This window comes from Roseburia sp. AF02-12, assembly GCF_003461765.1.
GTDB classification, from domain to species: Bacteria; Bacillota; Clostridia; order Lachnospirales; family Lachnospiraceae; genus Roseburia_C; species Roseburia_C amylophila.
Genome location: NZ_QTXS01000001.1, coordinates 1,332,077 through 1,349,135 on the forward strand (window position 1 = coordinate 1,332,077; position 17,059 = coordinate 1,349,135).

General features: G+C 41.4%; 11 protein-coding genes and 1 pseudogene. All 12 read right to left on the reverse strand.

Translation table 11 applies throughout. The features are described 5' to 3' along the window. Positions 1-173: 173 nt before the first annotated feature. A complete protein-coding gene (gene carB / locus DV740_RS06550; RefSeq protein WP_118087699.1) occupies positions 174-3,380 on the reverse strand; it encodes a carbamoyl-phosphate synthase large subunit in 3,207 nt (1,068 codons plus the stop codon). Next, complete coding sequence (locus DV740_RS06555; RefSeq protein WP_118087700.1) at positions 3,380-4,450, reverse strand: carbamoyl phosphate synthase small subunit; 1,071 nt, start codon at positions 4,448-4,450, stop codon at positions 3,380-3,382. The genes carB and DV740_RS06555 overlap by 1 nt, the downstream gene beginning before the upstream one ends. Before the next feature lie 586 nt (positions 4,451-5,036). Beyond that, positions 5,037-6,326, reverse strand: a complete 1,290-nt coding sequence (locus tag DV740_RS06560) for a ComEC/Rec2 family competence protein (protein ID WP_118087701.1) — start codon at positions 6,324-6,326, stop codon at positions 5,037-5,039. 123 nt (positions 6,327-6,449) lie between these two features. Next, a complete protein-coding gene (locus tag DV740_RS06565) occupies positions 6,450-6,950 on the reverse strand; it encodes a replication initiator protein A (RefSeq protein WP_118087702.1) in 501 nt (166 codons plus the stop codon). 491 nt (positions 6,951-7,441) lie between these two features. Continuing rightward, the gene (locus DV740_RS06575) at positions 7,442-9,886 is read right to left on the reverse strand and encodes an ABC transporter permease (RefSeq protein ID WP_118087703.1); all 2,445 of its coding nucleotides are present in this window, start codon (positions 9,884-9,886) and stop codon (positions 7,442-7,444) included. Next, positions 9,883-10,557 carry an ABC transporter ATP-binding protein gene (locus DV740_RS06580; RefSeq protein WP_118087704.1) on the reverse strand — a complete coding sequence of 225 codons (675 nt, stop codon included), beginning with the start codon at positions 10,555-10,557 and terminating at the stop codon, positions 9,883-9,885. The genes DV740_RS06575 and DV740_RS06580 overlap by 4 nt, the downstream gene beginning before the upstream one ends. A 177-nt stretch (positions 10,558-10,734) precedes the next feature. Beyond that, a complete protein-coding gene (locus tag DV740_RS06585; protein ID WP_118087705.1) occupies positions 10,735-12,000 on the reverse strand; it encodes a sensor histidine kinase in 1,266 nt (421 codons plus the stop codon). Then, positions 11,976-12,665, reverse strand: a complete 690-nt coding sequence (locus DV740_RS06590) for a response regulator transcription factor (RefSeq protein ID WP_118087706.1) — start codon at positions 12,663-12,665, stop codon at positions 11,976-11,978. The genes DV740_RS06585 and DV740_RS06590 overlap by 25 nt, the downstream gene beginning before the upstream one ends. Positions 12,666-12,714: 49 nt before the next feature. Beyond that, positions 12,715-12,936 (reverse strand): annotated as a pseudogene (locus DV740_RS06595) (23S rRNA (uracil-5-)-methyltransferase RumA); the annotation flags it as partial. Positions 12,937-13,079: 143 nt separating this feature from the next. Next, a complete protein-coding gene (locus DV740_RS06600) occupies positions 13,080-14,261 on the reverse strand; it encodes a zinc-ribbon domain-containing protein (RefSeq protein ID WP_158561533.1) in 1,182 nt (393 codons plus the stop codon). 22 nt (positions 14,262-14,283) lie between these two features. Beyond that, positions 14,284-16,113, reverse strand: coding sequence for a DUF262 domain-containing protein (locus tag DV740_RS06605; protein ID WP_118087707.1), 1,830 nt, complete (start codon positions 16,111-16,113; stop codon positions 14,284-14,286). A gap of 4 nt (positions 16,114-16,117) precedes the next feature. After that, complete coding sequence (locus DV740_RS06610) at positions 16,118-16,342, reverse strand: helix-turn-helix domain-containing protein (protein WP_118087708.1); 225 nt, start codon at positions 16,340-16,342, stop codon at positions 16,118-16,120. Positions 16,343-17,059 lie beyond the last annotated feature (717 nt).

Sequence of the window (17,059 nt, forward strand, 5' to 3'; positions counted from 1 at the left end):
TCTTTGTCAATTGTCATTTTTATTCAAATTATGTTTCCGTTTTTGTATATATTATATAAACGCAGCCTGCGCCTGCAGTGCCTGTTACCGGCAGCTTCTTACAGATGCACGGCAACAAAAATTTCAGCCTCATGTGTTCCACTCGAAACACATGAGGCTGTTTTGGGTTGCTCTTAAATATTCTTCACGGTTGCAATATCTACCAGAGTAAGCTCTGACTGGGCATTCTCCAAGCTGGTTGCCAGTGCATTGGCTGTATCCATTGCTGTGATACAGTATACGCCAGTCTCAATTGCATTACGACGAATCAGGAATCCGTCACGGTTCTTATCACCATTTCCCTGGGTAGGTGTGTCGATGACAAGGTCAATCTTATGGCCTAAGATTAAGTCCATAACGTTTGGTGACTCCTGGGTAATCTTATTGACACGCAGTGCATCTACGCCATGCTCCTGTAAATATTTTGCAGTACTTCTGGTTGCATAAATCTTGTAGCCTAAGGCTGCAAAACGTTTTGCTACACCGACTGCTTCCGGCTTGTCCGCATCTTTTACAGTCATAATCATCTGCTTATATTTCGGAAGCTGAACGCCTGCTCCTAAGAAAGCTTTGTATAAAGCTTCATCAAAGGTCTTGGCAATTCCTAAGCATTCTCCGGTGGACTTCATTTCCGGTCCAAGGCTGATTTCTGCTCCACGCAGTTTCTCGAAGGAGAATACCGGCATCTTGATTGCGATATAATCTGCGGTTGGTGCAAGTCCCGGTGTGTAGCCCATTCCTTTGATGGTATTTCCAATGATAACCTTGGTTGCCAGGTCTACGATTGGAATACCGGTAACTTTACTGATATATGGTACCGTTCTTGAAGAACGTGGATTTACTTCGATAACATATACCTGCTCGTCCATTACGATAAACTGGATATTAATCAGTCCCACTACATGTAATGCCTGAGCCAAACGCTTGGTATATTCTACCAGCATTTCTCTTACTTCATCACTGATGGTCGGTGCCGGATATACGGAAATACTGTCTCCGGAATGTACTCCGGTACGCTCGATATGCTCCATGATACCTGGAATTAAAATATCTGTTCCATCGCATACGGCATCTACTTCGATTTCCTTACCCATCAGGTATTTATCAACCAGAATCGGGTGATCCTGAGCAATACGGTTGATGATTCCGATAAATTCTTCAATCTCTTCATCATTGTATGCAATCTTCATACCCTGTCCGCCCAATACATAGGAAGGACGAACCAGTACCGGGTAACCCAGACGATGTGCAACTTCTTTGGCTTCCTCTGCGGTAAATACAGTTCCGCCTGCTGCTCTTGGGATTCCGGTCTTCTCTAAGATTTCATCAAAGAGCTCTCTGTCCTCGGCAGCATCTACATCTTCTGCCTTGGTTCCAAGAATCTTGACACCCATCTTCATTAAGCTTTCGGTCAGCTTGATTGCGGTCTGTCCACCGAACTGAACAACAGCTCCGTCCGGTTTTTCCAATTTTACAATTGCCTCAACATCTTCCGGTGTCAACGGCTCAAAATACAGTTTATCTGCAATATCAAAGTCTGTTGATACAGTCTCCGGGTTGTTATTTACGATAACTGTCTCCCAGCCTTCCTTGGCAAATGCCCAGGTGCTGTGTACGGAACAGTAGTCGAACTCGATACCCTGTCCGATACGGATTGGACCGGAACCTAATACCAGAACTTTCTTCTTCGGTGTTGTCTCTGCTGCTTCGTTTTCACTGCCAAATACGGAATAGTAATATGGAGTGGATGCTTCAAACTCTGCGGCACAGGTATCAACCATCTTAAAGGCTGCTACGATACCATTTTCGTAACGCATGTCATGAATTTCTTTTTCACTCTTTCCGGTAAGATCTGCAATGACTTTATCCGGGAATTCCATACGTTTTGCTTCTTTTAAAAGCTCTACGGTAAGTGGTTTTGTCTTTAAATCCTGCTCCATCTCAACTAAGATAGCCAGTTTGTCAATAAACCATTTATCAATCTTTGTAATCTCATGAATTTTATCATAAGATACGCCACGGCGCAGTGCTTCTGCAATAACCCAGATTCTGCGGTCATCTACTACATGTAACTGCTCCTGTAATTCCTCATCAGAAAGCTTGCTGAAGTCATAGGATAAAAGACTGTCTACATGCTGCTCTAAGGAACGGATTGCTTTCATCAGGGCACCTTCAAAGTTATTGCAGATACTCATAACTTCTCCGGTTGCTTTCATCTGTGTTGTTAACGTACGTTTTGCAGTGATGAATTTATCAAATGGAAGTCTTGGGATTTTTACTACGCAGTAGTCTAACATCGGCTCAAAACTTGCATATGTCTTTCCGGTAATTGCATTCTTGATTTCATCTAAGGTATAGCCCAGTGCAATCTTTGCAGCAACTTTTGCAATCGGATATCCGGTTGCTTTGGATGCTAATGCAGAAGAACGGGATACACGAGGATTAACCTCGATAACACAATATTCGAAGGTTTCCGGATGCAGTGCGTACTGTACGTTACATCCTCCGGTAATATTTAATTCGGAAATAATATTCAGTGCAGAAGTACGGAGCATCTGATATTCTTTATCACCCAAAGTCTGGGAAGGTGCTACTACGATAGAGTCTCCGGTATGCACACCAACCGGGTCAATATTTTCCATATTACATACAGTAATACAGTTTCCGTTGGCATCACGCATTACTTCGTACTCAATTTCCTTCCAGCCTGCGATACAACGCTCTACCAGTACTTCTCCGACACGGCTCAGACGAAGTCCGTTAGATAAGATGTCGATAAGCTCTGTCTCATTATGTGCGATTCCGCCGCCGCTTCCTCCTAAGGTATAAGCAGGACGAAGTACAACCGGATAACCGATGGTATTGGTAAATTTAATGCCATCTTCCACATTGTGTACTACCTGGGATGGTGCACACGGCTCGCCGATTTTTTCCATGGTATCTTTAAATGCCTGACGGTCTTCTGCCTTGAAAATTGTCTCAGCAGTTGTACCAATCAGTTTGACACCCTGTTTCTCTAAGAATCCGGATTCTGCTAACTCCATACCAAGGTTAAGACCTGCCTGTCCACCTAAGGTAGGAAGGACGCTGTCCGGTTTTTCTTTTATGATAATCTGCTCTAATACTTTTGCAGTTAATGGCTCGATATAAACTTCATCTGCAATATCCTTATCTGTCATAATGGTAGCAGGATTGGAGTTTACCAGAACAACTTCGATTCCTTCTTCTTTTAAAGAACGACATGCCTGTGTTCCTGCATAGTCAAACTCTGCAGCCTGTCCAATGACAATCGGACCTGAACCAATTACTAATACTTTTTTAATATCTTTATTCTTAGGCATTATTTCGTTCCTCCCATCATCTCAATAAAACGGTCAAAAAGGTAAGCAGAATCCTGTGGTCCCGGACATGCTTCCGGATGGAACTGTACGGTAAAAATGTTCTTTCCGACATACTCTAATCCTTCGTTGGTTCCATCGTTTACATTTACAAATGCCGGTTTTGCAATTTTCTCATCCAGGGTATTGGTATCTACTGCATAACCATGGTTCTGGCTGGAAATGTATACACGGTTGGTCTTTAAATCCTTAACCGTATGATTTCCTCCACGATGACCATATTTCAAATGATATGTGTCTGCACCGGTTGCAAGTGCCATCAGCTGATGTCCCAAGCAGATTGCAAAAATCGGTGTGTCAGATTCATATAATTTACGAATCTCTGCAATAATCTCCTTGCACTCCTTCGGGTCTCCAGGTCCATTACTTAACATGATTCCGTCCGGATTCGTGCTTAAAATTTCTTCTGCTGTGGTGTGTGCCGGATAAACGGTAACTTCACAGCCTCTTTTATTTAATGACTGGGCGATGTTTCTCTTAGCACCAAGGTCTAACAGTGCTACTTTTTTGCCCTTTCCAGGCAATACGCTTTTCTCTTCACAGGTTACTTTATCTACCACATTTCCTGTGGTGTAAGCCTTTAATTTTGGAATAATCTCATCCAGATTGTAATTCTCATCTGTTGTAATCATTCCATTCATTGTTCCCTTTTCACGTAAGAGCTTGGTTAATGCTCTGGTATCAATTCCTGCAATTCCCGGTATATCGTATTTTTTCAGAAAATCCTGAATGGTTCCTTCACAACGGAAATTACTTGGCATTCTGGATAATTCTCTTACGATATATCCATCTACCCATGGACGTCCTGACTCCATATCCGGTGTAATTCCATAATTTCCAATCAAAGGATATGTCATTACTACCGCCTGTCCTGCATAAGATGGATCTGTCAGTACCTCTAAATACCCTGTCATCGACGTATTAAATACGATTTCACTGATGACTTCCCGTGTTGAACCGATGCTGGTTCCGGTAAATACATTGCCATCTTCCAATATAAGAAAAGCTTTCATTTGTTCACCCTGTCCTTTCTATTCTTCCGATACCTGCGCAAAAAAAAAGAGTCAGTCATCTCTTTTTCCTTCCTTTTGCATAAAAAATGCACCAAACCTGCACAGGCTACCTAAATTGTAAAAATTCTACCATATCGGGAAGGTTTTTTCAACCTTTTTCGCAAAACAAATAGTCACTAAGTTTGATGCATACTTATCCATTTTTTATGCATTTTTTCTTTTTCCTCTATAATAACCGCCTTCCATTTTCCCGGCACATCAAAAGAAGCCGCATTACTGCAGCTTCTTTGACGTTTGTTAAAGAATATCATTTATCTATAGGAGTACGATTAACTGCTCTGCGGTATATTCCGTGCCAGCTTTTGGAAGTTTATAACTTTGAAGCTCGGTGCAGTTCCTCTTCATATTTTGTCAGATACAGGACTCTGCCTCCCGGAAGAATATTTCTTCCGGTGAATACGGATATTTTCGTCTCCATATTCTAAAGAAGTCCCTATGATTTGCACGAAGTTAGTTATTTCTAACTTCAATTATTGTATACTAACTTTATAAAAAGTGCAAGGGGCTTGGCGATTAGGTTTTCTCATTACTGCGGCGGATTACATCTTGAGCATGGTTCCAGTCCCATACTCTTCGCCTCTGACAAAGTCACCTCATGGTCACTCTTTTTTAAATAAGAACAGCCTGCCGAATGATATTTTGAACCGGTGTCTGTAATATGTACCATAACAGAACTGCTTTCGCCGGCTGAACTGCCTGCTATACCGGCAGCTATACCAGCATCACTGCTGCCTGATGATGTAGTGCTGTCTGGTGCGGAATTATTTACTGTACTATCACTGCTTCCGGTAGGTTCTCCTGCTTTCCAGCTTTCTGATGGGGAGCAGTTCCAGGTGATATCATTTCCATCTGACGTGGCTACAATCGTACCCTGTTCATCGGTACGAAACACGGATATGCCGGCTGCCCGCAGACGGTTCAGCACCTCTGCATGAGGATGTCCGTATTTATTGCCTTCACCGGCACTGATTACCACATAAGCCGGTGATACCTTATCCAAAAAAGCCTGACTTGTGGCTGTCTTGCTTCCATGATGCGCTGCCGCATAGACATCTGCCGAAATATCAATTCCATTATTTAAAATGTCCTCTTCCGCTTTTTCTTCTGCATCTCCGGTAAAGAGGAAGCGGTTGTTGCCATTCTGCACCAGCACACCCACCGACCAGTCGTTCATGTCATTTCCATAGTCTGCATTTGGCGCCACAATGGTAAAGGTTGCTCCTCCAAGGGTATAGGTCTCTCCTACCACCGGATAAGTGGTCTGATAGCCCTTGGACTTCATTGCCTGCACCACATCATCATAGGTTCTGGTGTCATTTGCCACATCCGGCATGATAATTGTATCGCAGTCAAATTTATAAATTACTACATCCAGTCCACCAATATGGTCTGCATCCGGATGTGTTCCTATGACATAATCCAGTTTCTCTACACCCTGGCTCATAAGATAGGACTGTACCGTTGTTCCTTTGTCATTATTGCCGGCATCTATCAGCATGTAATGACCATCACAAGCTATCAAGGCAGCATCGCCCTGCCCTACATCTATGAAATGCACCTGCATCTGTCCGGCGGAACTGCTATCTGTCTTATAGGTATTACTGATGACTCCCCCGGTAACAAAATCCTCCGTATCACCACCAGGCTCTGTATTGCTTTCTGTCTCTGTTTCAGTCTGTGTTTCCGTGGCAACGGAACTTTCCCTGTCAGGCTTTTCTTTCTTATTATCCGAATGATTGCCGATTGCTCCGGCTATCATCAATACGAAAATAATAACAGCAATCCATAATTTCTTGTTTCCGGATTTGGATTTCATTTTCCTAACTCCTCCGTTTTTCTTAAAATTTCTTTTCTATTATAATATTTTTTTTATGTTTTTTCCACAGAAAAACACTCCAGCCTAAGCCAGAGTGTCATCCCACTTCCATATTAAACTACCTTAATTTACTTCATAATATTTATTTCTTTTATATTTCTCAGTTACTTTACTAGGTACCACATTTCCGACTCCTGCACAGCCATTTTTTCGGCTAGATGATGGTTGCTTTTCTGACTCTGTTATCGCCATCTTTTCAAACGCCTTATTATCAACTGGCTGTAAACCTATCTCATCAGATGGAATTTTTACATATAAATGATTAGGTTTTGAAAATCCACCGAATCTGCGAACCAATAATCCCTCATCATCTAATTCTTTCAATGTTGTTTTTACAGAAGATTTGCATTTGCCGATTTGAACAGACAATTCATCTATTGGAAATATCAGATAAACGTTTCCATACTTGTCTATCCAGCTATTCTTTCTCGATATCCGCGCCCGGTCATACAAAATCATATAAAGGAATTTTGCAGTTTGAGAAATTCGCAGTTTTAGCAAAAACTTCGGAAACCGGAAGTACTGAATCATCTGCTTTGACTCCTTCATGTATTCATATTTCATTCTTTTCTCACCTCATTTCTGTTTCTAACTGTTGTAAAAATCATTTTTATGCCGGCTAAAAAATGTTCTTACACATATATAAAAGATGAAGGGCATAAACACAGGCTCTTGATAAAAATTTTTTATTTTTCCTGCAAAAAATACCCTTTCATTAATACGAAACGCTGAAAGGTATTTTTACAGCCCCTGAGGAAAACTTTTTTACTTTTTCAGTTAATTGAATATTTGAAAACAAAAAAAACACTCACTTATTCCAGTGATATGTCTTATCAAAATTTTCTTATTTTGTTGTCTGTGACGCTTACTCAGAAACGCTTGCGTATCTGCTAAAATGTAATCGCCTGCAATTATATTTTCACGTGGGTGTGGGGGCGCTTTCTGCCCCCACTCAGAAAATATTGCTAAAATACAGTTTAGATTTACCATACATACAAATTGGAAGTTATCTATTTCTCCTCTTCGTTAAGACCTAGTCCACTACATATTACTTGCTATCCCTGATACCTTATTCTTTCAACCAGCGTTTCCTTTTTCAGATTACTGCTTAAAACGCAGGAAAGTACAATCTGCAACAGACCAACCAAAAAAATCATAATACAAATTGGTACGATTGGAACATGATAGATATTCATTCCAAATATTCCATTATGTTTTGCATAGGAAAAAAGTGTATAGCCGAGCGGCAGACCAATAATCAAAGCTACGCATATGGTGCCAACCGTAAAAATCAGTCCCTGTAACTGCAGACATAAATTTAATTGTTTATTTGTCATACCCACAGCCTGTAATATACCATATTCCTGCTTTTTTGTCGTAATATTCATGATCATGGTATTCGCCATATTCATAAACCCGATGAGTCCCACAACCGCCATAAACAGATAACAGCCAAGCTTCATCATGCTGCTTGCAAATTCGGCAGATTGTAACTGCGCATGATAAGTATCCATTTTTATATGCGAAGTATTAGAAATCAAAGTATTCAGACTTTGTTCTACAGATGCCACATCTTTTTTATCACAGTCCACCCACAGATAGCCATAGGCTGTTCCTCTCGGATTCATGGAACGATATACACCTTCCGGAATGACAAGATAAGTGTCCGCACTTACAAAAGATCCTGCAATCTTTCCCTGATAGGTATAGGTTCCACTTCCATTCTCAAAGTCAAATGCAATGGATTCACCCGGAGCATATCCATCTTGTTCCATCCACGTTGACCAGCCAAAGAAAATATCACCATTCTTTACCGCCTGATCATAGTCCATAGAGCCAATATCCCCGTCCTGGCGCATAAAATCAAAATCCTTTTTATTCACAATAATAGCCGGAAATCTTGTTCCGTTCAGATTTACAGAGACAATCTCTCTCGTCATAACATCTGTTACTCCCGGAATGCTTTTGATTTCTTCAATCAGCGAATCATTCAATGGATCATCCGTCAGAATCGTATCCAGATTATTCTCCGGATATCTTTCATCATACTCAGCAGAATAGTCAAGCTGCAGTTCAAATTGTCCATGATTAACGGAAAGACGTGCTTCATGCTCCGTGTCAATATTTCCCACATAATTAGAGATAATCACAAACAATACGCAAGAAAAACCCATTGTGAGGATAGTACCAATAGTTCTTTTGGGATTACCCGTTACATTTGCCATTGCCATAGAAAACACGGTGACATTTTTTCTGCCATTTCGTTTTCCTTTTTTTTGTGTTTCTGCATTTTCTAAATACCGTGTTGCTTCGATAGGTGAAATCCGTGAAACAATTTTCATTGGTTTACGCAGTGCCAAAGCAACGGTAAGAAATGATACGAAAATACAGAGAAGCATAACAGGCAGGGAAAACAGAGGCACCTGCTGATTTTGAACTCCCATAGAGCCAGTTCCGGTTGATACAAGGTTCCCCTGTTCTACCAGCCAGTTAAAACCGCATTTTGCAATCAGAAAGCCAAAAAGCAATCCAACTGGTATTGAAAAAAATGTCAAAAAAATGCCCTCTCTGAAGATCAGTTGTTTCATCTGCTTTTTTGTCGCTCCCAGAGCCTTGATTTTTCCATACTCCTGTATCTTGTTGGCAATACCGACCTGAAAAATATTATAAATGACCACAACAGAGAAAAGTACAATTGCAAGAATCAAAACCCCGCATACCGCAATCGTTTCATAACTCGGCTGCAAGACCCATTGCAAATAGAGATCATTGACTATAACGTTTTTTTCTTCGATCCCACAAGCTGCTGCAATCTGCTTTATAACCGAATCAATATTATTCATAGATACATTTGCAGAATCATTTAAAGTAAAATAAATATTATACTGTCTGTCATTCTCTGCGACGTGCTCATCATAAAACTCCTGTGACCCGAAAGCAACATAAGATGCCTCGATGGTATACTCATCCCGATCATATAGGATTCCGCTGACAACAAATTCTTCCGGCTTATATTCTGACTGCATCCCTGCACGGTAATCCAGTGTAACCGTATCTCCGACCTTTACATCATCATATCCCATTGCACGAAAAAAAGCTCTTCCGGCGGCAATTTCCTGCATTTTTTCCGGATACTTTCCTTCCTTTAACTCATATTCCTTATTATAGGGAAGCATTTTTCTTGTAGTCTCATCCATGCAGACAAAACCACCGTTTTCGTTGCCTTTTATGATACCTTCGGTGCACATAGTGCCTGTAGCATCTATTTCCGCACGGCGGTTTACTTCCTTTAACTGCGATCCGTCTGCTGCGATAAACAAACCATAATTGCTTCCATATGAGCTTGCCGCCTGACTTTTCTGCAAACGGATCATTCCATTTCCCACAGTACTGATAATCACAAGCAGCATCGTAGTCAGACATATGGACATCATAATCAGTATACTTCTTGTCTTGTTCTTTTTGTCATTGCTATATGCAATCCTGCTTATTGTCTTCATCTAAAATCCACCACCTGTCCATCCTCAATCACCAGAATACGATCAGCGACCTGTGCAATTTCGTCATCATGGGTAATCATTACAATTGTCTGTCCATATTTTTTTGCTGTCATCTTAAGCAGGGCGATCACCTCATCACTGGTCTTGGAATCAAGATTTCCGGTCGGCTCATCTGCAAATATAATTTCCGGACGATTCACCAGTGCTCTTGCAATTGCTACTCTCTGCTGCTGTCCTCCGGATAACTGATTTGGCAGATTGTAAATCCTCTTTTCAATCCCCAGAGTTGTAATGATATCATTTACATACGCTTCATCCACTTTTCTTCCATCCAGCCCCAGTGGCAGTACAATATTTTCCCAGACATTAACAGATGAAACCAGATTAAATGCCTGAAAAACAAATCCGATTTTTCTTCTGCGGAAAACAGCAAGGGCATCTTCTTTCATCCTGTATAAATCTTTCCCTGCTAAAGTAACACTGCCTTTTGTAGGGGTGTCAAGCCCTCCAAGCATATGAAGTAATGTACTTTTACCGGAACCTGACTTTCCGACAATTGCGACAAATTCTCCCTGCTCAATCTGAATGTCCACCTGATTGACCGCTTTGACCTGATTCTCACCTGCGCCATAAAACTTACAAAGCTGTTTGGTTTCTAATATCACACTCATGTGTTGCCTCCTTTTCAATTCTGTAAAGCGTACCTCTTCAGCACACTTTCTTTGCCTGTTTATATAATTGGTCATTTTTCAACCTACATCCAAATTGTATCAGGACAATCTTTCATTTCACTTTCAAAAAACGAGCAGAAGTCTTACAGAATTGTAAGATTTCTGCCCACTTAAAATTTAACCAACATATGGTAATTGAATCACAAACGTGCTTCCTTTTTTCTTTTTGCCGGAGGTTACCATGATTGTACCTCCGTGTTTTTCGATAATTTCTCTCGATAGAAAAAGTCCGATTCCTGTACCACTCTTTTTCATGACCTCCCTGGAACTTCCTCTGTAAAATCGTTGAAAAATTTTGTGATACTCATTCTGCGGAATACCAATTCCCTGATCCTCTATTTCCATTCTTACAAGATCGTTTCTTTTTTGTAACCGGATAAATATTTTTGAACCATCCGGGCTGTACTTGATTGCATTATCAAAAACGTTGATAAAAGCTTCACCAAGCCACCTTTTATCCTGCATAACCATGCATGTTTCCAGCTCTTTTTCATAGTCAAAAACGAATTCAATTTCTTTCTCATCCGCTTTTGGATAAGTACAGTTCACAGCAGATATGACGGTATCCATAAGCGGAAGTTTTTTCTTATTAATCTGAATCAGTCCAGTTTCCATCTTGGATATTTCAAGAAGCGACTGCAATAATGTCTCCAGTCCATCCAGAGCACTCCGACAACGGATACGAAACTCCTCCTGTTCTGTGGCACTTAAGTCATTCTGCATCAGCACACTAAAACATGTATCCAAAGCTGCAACCGGTGTCTTTAACTGGTGAGAGATATCAGAAACCATTTCTTTCGTGCTCTCCTTTTCTTCCCGTGCTTCTTCCTTTAGCAGCTGAATATGATGTCCGATTGCTTCAAGCTGGTCATTCAATTTTTCCAGTTCTGCTGGATTTTCCGTTTTCAGTAAAGCATCAAATTTATTTTCACGGAATCTGATCAGAATTTCTTCCAACTGGTCTAAAATTTTCTGATGACACGCATCTTCTTTTTTCTTCCAATAAAGTAAAAAAGTCAAAAGAAGCACGCATATCACAGTGCTTACAGCACCGGTCCCCATAACCTGATGCCGGAATTGCATATAAAATGCATTCCCTTTATTTCCCCGGTATCCATATTGCTCCAATAATCGCCTTCCCTGTTCGTTCGTTTCAATATCCTTATCCTTAAGCAATTCCGAAACAGCATCCAGCCCGGAAAATTCTTCCTTTGCAGCAATCTCTGTCATAAGATTCATTTTATATTTATAATCTTCATAAAACACATACGTGGTAAAGCAATTTAATATTGCAAACAATAATATGACAGGTAATACCAGGGAGAGCACTACTGTAATCTTCTTGCGATATCTCTTTGTCACTGCCTTACCTCCTGATTCCATATATACCCAAGACCTCTGATATTCTTTATATAGACCGGTGCAGCCGGATTGTCTTCGATTTTCTCACGGAGTCTTCTGATATTGACAGCGATTGTATTTTCATCCACAAAATCCCCTTCCAGATCAAACACATTTTCCAATATTTGTGTTTTTGAAAGAATCTGTTTCGGATTCTGAAGGAAAAAAGTCAGCATTTTCAACTCCGTTTTTGTCAGACTGATTTCACGACTCTTTATCAGGACTTTCATTTCTCCTGCGACAAATACGATATCTCCCGAAATCATCTTTCCGGCTTCCGTTTTCTCCTGTCTGCGGCGGAAATGTGCTTCTATTTTCAAAAGAAGTACCGAAAGACTAAACGGCTTTGTAATATAATCATCTGCCCCTGCTTCATATCCCATGACCTGATCCATTTCCTGATCTAATGCTGTAAGGCAGATAATGTATGTATTATAATTGCATCTCATCCACCTTACAAAATCCAGACCATTCCCATCCGGAAGATTCACATCACAAATGGTAACATCCACATTATTATCACTTGCAATTCTTTTCGCTTTTTTCACTGATTCTGCTGAAAAAACCTCATATCCGGATTTTTTCAGTGAAAATGTAATTCCACGATTTAAATTTTCATCATCTTCAACCACAAGTATACCTGGCATAGCATATGCGCCTCTCTTTATTAACTATTCTCCTCGTTGCAACGCACAAATTCTTTCCAACTTCAATTCTGCATTTTCTCTTTACCTGCGAAATATACAGATTGGAAACCTTCATGCCGGCATTATGTTCAGCCACATACTTCTTTATCTCATCATATGTAGCCTTAGTCTCTGCAGATGTTATATCCATATCATCAAGTTCAATCGTGACATTAATGTAATCATCCGGCTTTTGTTTTAGTTGGGACAAAAGAACAACCGTCTCAACATGGCTTGAGATGACAGCAAGTACGTCTGCTGCCAACGGTCATCCAGAAAAACTGGTCCACCGTGCAAAATAAGCCTCTGGTCGTCCGTGGTAATTTCTCAATCTGCAAACGCCCGCTTTGCCTGTCCGCGGTAATTGCTCGACCATCACTTTATAATTTCCTTTTCACGCAGAAACGCTTCTACCTTCTCGAATTTCTTATTTTTGTATGGAATCTCATAAAGCGGTATTCCATGCTCCTTGGCGTAGGATCGTTTCAGCTCGTCGTTCTTCTTCTGGGCCGTGAATTGATACTTTCCTCCAAATTCATCAACCGGCTTGTAGTGCTGTTCACCCTGGCATTCAATCAGGCTCTTTATATTTCCTGCCTCGTCGTATACCCCGAAGTCATACCTGAGCAGATTCACCTTCCCGGCTCCATATAAATCTGGGAAAGAAACCTCAACCCTATAAGGCACTCCGTTTTCCTTCAGTAGTTTGGTTACAATCCACTGGAACGAGGAAATCGGGTGGCAATCACAATGTGCGTCGCTCCAGTATCCGTTGTAGGCGTCATAGCCATACTCGGTCGGCGGGTTAATGGAAAACTTCGATGATTTTATCTCCTGCTCCTTACAGCACAAATAGCACCGGCACTTGTACAATTTATATATGAAGTAAGTGCCTCCGCCTTTTTTTCGCAGATCGGTTATATACCGAAGCTCCTCATAGTGATCATTGACACATTCCAACACCTCAAGTGATTCATGAATCGTGCCAACAAGGTCCAACGTATAGCTTTCATCAAGGACCCTTTTGTAAGTCGCTTTCTTCTTTTCTTCTTGAGCGGTCTTCAGGCCACACTCGTTTGCTTTATCCCATTCAGCAAACGCCCATCTGGAATTCCTGCTCCTGCGGATCGTCTCAGTGCAATAGCGGTGTTTTTTCTCCAAGAACTGAAACTCAGACTTACTCACCTTCTTACCGCAATCGCATACACAGTTATATGTAGAGCCATAAATTCTGCTATAACGATTTGCCTCATCCACTGGCGTAACGCTAAGAACCGTCAAACACCCATACTTAGTACCAACAGGGATGTCCGCCTGTTCCGGATGACAAATCGGGCAGCCCAGTCCAAACGTGGTTCTTTTCTGTACAGGAGCATACCATTCGTGCCCCTCGCTACATTTCCACCATGCAGAAAGTGCAGTGCAATATTCTGTTGTATCTGATGCCATCGGAAATCTCGACTTGGAGTTCTTCTCCTCATCCCATTCCCGGAGCAAATCCTCTCTATCATTATCCTGGCACCATTGCTCAAGACTCTGCTTTTGCTTCTTTGCCATGGGCGCCTCCAGCCAGCATCATTTACAGAGTAAACAATGCGAGTATTTCACTTACGAGTTTATCCGTCCTTGCCTTAATCTGATCAACCGTCCAATTGTCTGTGCTTACAAGGTCAGCATTCAAATTCAGTCCATTCAAATAACCGATTGGATTGTCATTGCTGTCCTTACGCTCTTTCTTCTCTTTAAAGGATTTATTACCGAGCGAACTGTTGTATCCAGTGATTGTCAGATTTCCGAATGTGTGAGCATACTCCTCAAGGTACTCATTAGCCTTGTCTCTATCGCCACCGGCAATCATATCAACCCAGGCATCCGGGATGTTCTTTCCTTCCGGGAAGATGTGTTCAATGGTCCAAATATACTGATTGCTTCCGTTTTTCTCCCACAGGTTTTTCTGGCTCTCCGCTGTCATACCCTGCTTTGCTATCATGCAAAGAATAAATCTTGTAGCACCGGTATTTTCTTTATAAACCGGTCCACGAAGCTTCTCCTCGAAAACAGCATCATCTGCAGAAACCGCCATCAGCTTTTCACGCAGTTTCGTATAAATAGTCTCGCCGGTATAGCTCTGCTTCTCCATCTCTTCGATGAAGGCCATGAACAAACGAGTTACATCTCGCGTAGGCGGAACGTCGGTCATGTTACGTCTTACAAAGAATGTGATCAGGAATCGGATTATCTTTACATATAACGCCTCATCTATCCCCAGCGCATCTTTTTTCTTATCCAGATAAAGCAGGAACAGATATGAAGGAACGCCTCCCACGCGCTGCAGGTCCAAGTACGCTTCCTTAACAGCCGCCGTAAGATCATCCGTATTTTGAAGAATGATTCTCGAATATATCTGTGCATTTTCATATACGTCGTCCAGGAACTTAGACGGGTCCTTAACTACAATCTTTTCATAGATATCCAGCATTGTAGATCTGGTCGCAATAGTCCCCAACGGATAGAGCCTATCATCGCCTTCTACAAGAAACGGAACATTCATATCCTTACGGAAGGCATTATAATTCTGTCTGAAGAATCTCTCCCTCGCGCTATCATCATCACCAAGCGCATCCATTATCTGGGTCCAACGGCCAAAGTAATAATCAAGATTATCACTGTCGGTGATGTCCAACCTGGCCAGGAGTAAGTTCTTTATCAGGTCAAGTGATGTAAGCGGCGTACCACGATCGTTTAATGACTCAAAAAGAGTGTACGCATCAGAGTGATTTGAGACCTCGATCATAACAAGAATAGCCGTGTTGACCTTCTCCAGAATCTCAAACATTGTAGCAACCTTATTATTGGAAGCTTCCAGTTCACTATCGATACGCCTCTTGAAATAGTTATAGCCTTGGAAGATTCTACGGTTACCAGCAAACTTAGGTGTCTGATGTGGCGCAATGATCTTCTTATCTGCAAGCAGTCCCATGTAATCCTCAAGGTTTTTATGCTGTACCTGAGGAACAATACGAATCTCAGACTGCGTCTTCTTTATAACAAGTTTTCTCTTTAATTGTAGGATATCGGATTGCTGATCTTCATCCAGAGAATCGCGGTTAGAGTCAAGAGTGACGTATAAGGCCGCGAGCAGAAGGCTGAGTGTAGTCAAACGCTGCTGACCATCAACCACTTCGAATTTCGGATTGTTCAGGGTGTCCTGTGTAGTATTAATGCAAATAATAGAACCCAGGAAATAGCCTGCTCCATTCTCCATCAAGTCATTAAACAGTTCTTCCCACTGCTTAGTGCCCCAAATATACTCTCTCTGATATTTCGGGATCTCATAAATCGTCTTAGACTCCGGATCAAGAATCTGAGAGATTGGATACTTGTTTACATTGATATTGTTAATATTCATGCTCTCACTCCGCTTCGTTATTTATTTTAGAGCCATCCGGCAGCACAAATCCCAGGTCAAAATCCACCCTGACAGCATCCGCGATCTGCTTTAATTCATCTACTGAGAGTGTATCCCTCTTTAGCTTCTTATTCAGATTCTGAGGTGTCTGTCCGATCCTGCGGCTGAGCTCCGCTAATGAAATATGCTGTTTCTTACAAAGCTCTCTAACCAGGTCTGATGTCTTCATCCGTAATATCCTCCAAATGTATATTATAAACCTCCAGGTTGATACTTTCAATGCTTTTGTATAGCCTTACATTAACAAAAAACACTCCGAGCATAAAATCCCACGCCCGGAGCAACCTTTTTGGAGTATTCATTTTTCTATCTCAATCTTGAGTCCCGCCTTAAATTCGACTTCGAAGTAGTTGTCAAAAAACAGTTATCTTTTGTGAAACAAAACTACGTTGTTGCCCTTTCTCCGAATAGCCCAACAGTGCATTGTGCATTTCGATTTGACCTCAACATAATCTTCATCGTAATCTTCGATTAATCTCAGCACCTGGAAATACGGGTCCTGAACTAATTTCTTTTCTCTCTCAGTTAGCAAGGACCGCTTCCTCCTGCAACAACGTAATCAACTCAACCTATGTGAATAACAATCCCGTCAACACAACCCCAGCCATATAACTATCCTGTCTCCACAACCTATCCCCGTAGACCACTTTCCACGAGAACGATTTTTCCTATATAAATAGTTGCATTTGACTTTGCCCAGAGCTCCCCAAAGGCACCCCTCCAGCAAAAATCCTTTGTTTTATGGGCTTCCAGAGGTTTTTACCGTTCTACCTTTGACAGCAATACTACCGTCTCCACATGCGTACAAATTCAAATTATATCCCCACAAAACTATGGATATCTGGACAATATTTTTACAGTACTAATACCGTTCGTGCAGCCTTTT

What these genes read in the sequence shown, in the direction of transcription:
- carB (WP_118087699.1), bottom strand. Translation starts at nt 3,380, where the DNA reads ATGCCTAAGAATAAAGATATTAAAAAAGTATTAGTAATTGGTTCAGGT.
- DV740_RS06555 (WP_118087700.1), bottom strand. Translation starts at nt 4,450, where the DNA reads ATGAAAGCTTTTCTTATATTGGAAGATGGCAATGTATTTACCGGAACC.
- DV740_RS06560 (WP_118087701.1), bottom strand. Translation starts at nt 6,326, where the DNA reads ATGAAATCCAAATCCGGAAACAAGAAATTATGGATTGCTGTTATTATT.
- DV740_RS06565 (WP_118087702.1), bottom strand. Translation starts at nt 6,950, where the DNA reads ATGAAATATGAATACATGAAGGAGTCAAAGCAGATGATTCAGTACTTC.
- DV740_RS06575 (WP_118087703.1), bottom strand. Translation starts at nt 9,886, where the DNA reads ATGAAGACAATAAGCAGGATTGCATATAGCAATGACAAAAAGAACAAG.
- DV740_RS06580 (WP_118087704.1), bottom strand. Translation starts at nt 10,557, where the DNA reads ATGAGTGTGATATTAGAAACCAAACAGCTTTGTAAGTTTTATGGCGCA.
- DV740_RS06585 (WP_118087705.1), bottom strand. Translation starts at nt 12,000, where the DNA reads ATGGAATCAGGAGGTAAGGCAGTGACAAAGAGATATCGCAAGAAGATT.
- DV740_RS06590 (WP_118087706.1), bottom strand. Translation starts at nt 12,665, where the DNA reads ATGCCAGGTATACTTGTGGTTGAAGATGATGAAAATTTAAATCGTGGA.
- DV740_RS06600 (WP_158561533.1), bottom strand. Translation starts at nt 14,261, where the DNA reads ATGGCAAAGAAGCAAAAGCAGAGTCTTGAGCAATGGTGCCAGGATAAT.
- DV740_RS06605 (WP_118087707.1), bottom strand. Translation starts at nt 16,113, where the DNA reads ATGAATATTAACAATATCAATGTAAACAAGTATCCAATCTCTCAGATT.
- DV740_RS06610 (WP_118087708.1), bottom strand. Translation starts at nt 16,342, where the DNA reads ATGAAGACATCAGACCTGGTTAGAGAGCTTTGTAAGAAACAGCATATT.